Source organism: Trichococcus sp. (assembly GCF_049589555.1).
In the GTDB taxonomy this organism is placed as follows: Bacteria; Bacillota; Bacilli; order Lactobacillales; family Aerococcaceae; genus Trichococcus.
This window is the reverse complement of sequence record NZ_JBAWAZ010000056.1, coordinates 1-4,235: the sequence shown is the minus strand read 5'-3', so window position 1 is coordinate 4,235 and position 4,235 is coordinate 1. Positions and strand designations below refer to the sequence as shown.

5 protein-coding genes and 1 pseudogene are annotated in these 4,235 nt (G+C 48.8%); all 6 read left to right on the top strand.

From position 1 onward, the window contains the following. Positions 1-338: pseudogene (locus tag WBV27_RS02730) on the top strand (Gfo/Idh/MocA family protein); the annotation flags it as partial. Between the two features lie 32 nt (positions 339-370). Beyond that, positions 371-1,285 (top strand): sugar phosphate isomerase/epimerase family protein, encoded by a 915-nt coding sequence (locus WBV27_RS02725; RefSeq protein WP_424199196.1) that lies wholly within the window; start codon positions 371-373, stop codon positions 1,283-1,285. A gap of 105 nt (positions 1,286-1,390) precedes the next feature. Continuing rightward, positions 1,391-2,344 (top strand): ROK family glucokinase, encoded by a 954-nt coding sequence (locus tag WBV27_RS02720; RefSeq protein WP_424199194.1) that lies wholly within the window; start codon positions 1,391-1,393, stop codon positions 2,342-2,344. A 19-nt stretch (positions 2,345-2,363) separates the two neighbouring features. Further along, a complete protein-coding gene (locus WBV27_RS02715; RefSeq protein ID WP_424199198.1) occupies positions 2,364-3,164 on the top strand; it encodes a Cof-type HAD-IIB family hydrolase in 801 nt (266 codons plus the stop codon). Positions 3,165-3,290: 126 nt separating this feature from the next. Next, positions 3,291-3,791, top strand: coding sequence for a hypothetical protein (locus tag WBV27_RS02710; protein WP_424199192.1), 501 nt, complete (start codon positions 3,291-3,293; stop codon positions 3,789-3,791). Positions 3,792-3,920: 129 nt separating this feature from the next. After that, the coding region (locus WBV27_RS02705) for a DeoR family transcriptional regulator (RefSeq protein ID WP_424199190.1) at positions 3,921-4,235 on the top strand (315 nt) is incomplete at its 3' end.

Here is a 4,235-nt window from a genome sequence, read left to right as displayed (position 1 = left end):
TTGTCGGAGGCAACAAAGGCAGCGCTTATGTCGATGGATTCCATCCGGAAGGCAAAATCGTCCGGACATCAGAGTTGCTGAAGAACGTTCCCGGAAAAATCACAATGACCGCTGCCGGCCCGACCCGCTCATTCGGTCCAGCCCCGGAAGGACGTCTTGTTTCGGAGCCGCTTCCGGAAGTCACTGTCAATCATGACATGTTTTTCGAACACTACAACAAACACGTGAACGGTGAAGAAGCATTGGTTGTGCAACCCGCGCAAATCCTGCGCTTGATGTGCCTGCTTGATGCCATCCGCGTATCCGCGAAAGAGCACAGATCCGAATCATTTGAATAAACATTGATAAATCGTCGAAAGAAGGAAAAAGTATGAAACTAGGACTGGTTACCTCGATCCTTGATCAAAGTGATTTCAAGGAAATGATCGATATTGTTGCTGAAAACGGGCTGGATTGCGTGGAAGTCGCTTGCTGGCCCGCAGGCAAAGCGGAGCGCCGCTATGCCGGGGTATCCCATATCGATACCGAAAGCCTAACCCAAGAAAAAGCCGCTGAATTGAACGCTTATGCTTCCAGCAAAGGTGTGGAAATTTCTGCTTTGGCCTACTATCCGAATCCGTTGGACGAAGATCCCGAAAAACGCCGACTGGCCATCGATCATCTCTACTCGGTCATCGATGCGGCTGCTTTGATGGAAGTCAACATAGTCACAACCTTCATCGGGCGCATGCCTTCAAAGACCGTCAGCGAAAACTTGGCGGAAGTCGCGAAAGTTTGGACACCGATTGTGAAGCATGCGGAGGAAAAGAACGTCAAAATCGCGATCGAGAATTGCCCAATGCTGTTCACGGAAGACGAGTGGCCGGGTGGACAAAATCTCATGACGACTCCAGCCTTGTTCCGGAAAGTATTCGAGCTGCTGGACAGCGATCATATCGGCTTGAACTTCGATCCTTCCCACTTTGTCTGGCAGCAGATGGATTACATCAAACCGCTCTACGAATTCAAGGATAAATTATTCCATGTCCACTACAAAGACATCAAAGTTTATCCGGAAAAATTGGCGGATGTCGGCATCATGGCGACACCTTTACAGTACATGAGCCCGAAACTGCCTGGCTTGGGCGACGTTGATTGGGGCAAGTATGTCTCTGCTCTGACGGACATCGGCTATGCCGGCTACACCTGCATCGAAGTCGAGGATAAGGCATTCGAAAAGGATTATGCCGCAGTGAAGACATCCGTACGACAAAGCGCGCACTATTTGAGGAATTTTGTCCAGTAAGCTTGCTTGCTTTAAAACCCTGAACAAAAAATAAAATAAAGAGGTGATGTGGAATACTCGGCTTCAGGGGTATTTCGCATCCTTTTTTTAAAAGGAGAACATAAAATGGCTAAAAAAATGATCGGAATCGACATCGGCGGAACGGAAATCAAGTTCGCCCTGATCGATGTGTACGGAAACATCTCAAAAAAATGGAAAATCAAAACGGATGCGGCTGACAACGGCAACCATATCCCGAATGCCATCATCCGCGCCATCAACGAAGAGATTTTGAACGGAACGGACGGCACGAAAGACATCATCGGTATCGGCATCGGCGTTCCGGGTCCTATTTCCCAGAACGGGGAATTGGTCGTGAAAGCCGTCAATCTGGGATGGTCGGACATGCCATTGAAATTGGTGATCGAGAAGGAACTGCAGCTGCCGGTCATTCTGCTCAACGATGCCAATGCGGCGGCTTTGGGTGAAATGTGGAAGGGGGCGGCCAGAGGGAAAGCGAATCTGGTGTTTGTGACTTTGGGAACCGGAGTCGGCGGCGGAATCATCCTGAACGGCGAGGTCCTGAACGGAACCCATTCATCCGGCGGGGAAATCGGGCATATCCCTGTCCAATCGGAAGAACAGCGGGTTTGCGGATGCGGCAACATCAACTGCCTGGAGACCTATTCATCCGCAAACGGACTGCTGAAGACGATGAGCCTGCTCGATGAAAAGAAGCAGCTGACGAAGGACGGCTTCACGACGATCGATATTTTCGACTGGCTCAAAGAAGGCAATGCATTGGCTGAACAGGCTGTCCAAAAAACAGTCACGCATCTGGGCTTTGCCTTGGCGGGGATCATGAACACCATCGATGTGGAAGAAATCGTGGTAGGCGGAGGGCTTTCCGAAGCTGGCGACTTGTTGCTGGAGCCGTTGAAAACGGTCATCGATCGGCATGTGTTTCCGGAAATCAGAGGCAATTACGGTGTGAAAAAAGCGGAACTCGGCAATGATGCCGGTATTTATGGCGCCGTCTACGCCTACTTGACGGCACAACAGCATCCGAACGAGCGTTAAGAAGGATCAGGTGAACAAGATGATAAAATTGATCGCATTGGACCTGGATGGCACGCTTCTGAATTCGGACCATGGGATATCGGAAGCGAACAAAGAAATGATACGTGCATACAAGAAGCGCGGCTGCAGATTCGTGCTTTGCACCGGCAGGCCGTTTATCGGCATCACAGCCATCATCGAAACCTTGGGGTTGGAAGGACAGGGTTATGCCGTCAGTTTTAACGGCTCTGTGATCCATGATTTGGCCAGCAACGGAATCGTCCACAACCGCCCGCTGCCTTTTCAGGATTTATTGGAAATAGACCGGCTCAGCCACGCAATCGGCGTGGATTACCACATCCAGAGCACAGCCGGCATCTTCACCACAAACCACGACATCAACGTGCATACCGCTTTCGACAGCTGGCTGAACGGATCGCGCATAAATGTGAGAAAGCTTGAGGAGCTGCACAGCACTGCCATCAACAAAGTGCTGTTTGTCTCGGAACCAGCCCTGTTGGAGCAAAAGATTGCGGAGGTACCCGATCGCTTCCGCAGGAAATACAATCTGATGAAAAGTCTGGATTGCTTTTTTGAATTTTTGGACAAGCGGGCGAACAAAGGGACCGCATTGAATGTGGTCGCGGATAGACTCGGGATCCTTCCGGAAGAAATCATGGCAATCGGCGACAACGACAATGACGTGTCCATGTTTGCTTACGCAGGCATCAGCGTCGCAATGGGCAATGGTTCCGAGAAAGCGAAAGCGGCCGCTGATTTCGTCACTAAATCCAACGACGAGGACGGAGTTGCCTCTGCGCTGGAGAAGTGGGCGAATTGAGGGCAACCGGCTGATTTAGAGTGTGCGGAGTAACGGTCGTGTTTTTTTCGAGTTCCATCCCTTGCAAATTTCCCGGATTAATCATACAATGATAGCGATTACAACATTATCGAAAGGGCGGATTGTATGAGTCAAACAGTGTATACCAACTATTGGCAGAATCGCATCGGCAACATTCGGAAGGAACACGGCAGCTATAAAACTGAGGAAGAGGCGATTGCGGGGATCAAAGCCTGGTGGGAACTGCATAAGGAAAATCACAAGCATGTGCAGTATAACCGCACCAACAGCGGCGCTCTCGAAATCGTCTACGACGACAAAAACTATGTCTATCGGATCGAGAAACGCACAATCGAAGGCGCCTTGCCCAAACGAACGTACCGACTGAAGAAAGCCGGAGAAGTGGAATCGCTGCGTGGGAAATACAATCTCAACAAAGAATCGTTCCTGTTCGATGAATTGCCTGAACCAATACGCGACAGGCTCATCCTGGCGATGGCCGACATCCAAAAAGCCAGAAGCCATGTCTATGACAAAGAAGGCCGCCTGATCCGCGGACTTGAAGACAAAATCATTTTGAGAAACAGCTCTTCGTTCAAAAACAAAATTCCTAATCTAAATATTTAAAGATAACAAATAAGCACAAACGCCTAAAAAACGTTTGTGTTTATTTGTTTACCTTTTTTCTATAATCACTTAAATGAACTTGCAAATACTTACAAACGCTTATATAATTAAATCAAAGGTGGTGGGATGATGTACCAAGAAGAGCGCATCCAGCAGATTCAACAGCTGTTGGAGGAGAGAAAAAGACTTTCCAAAAAAGAAATAATGGAAGCATTCCAAATCTCTTCTGACACTGCGCGTCGTGATATCCTGGAATTCCTAAAAACCGGAATGGCTGTCCGCACGCATGGTGGCATTATGTTATCTGAAGAGAGCCCGAAGATACTCAGTTTTGGGGAGCGGACAGGCATACATAAACCCGAAAAAGAACAAATGGCAAATAGAGTATTGGAAGAAATAACAGAAAACAGCACGCTGTTTTTGGATGTATCGACTACGTTACTG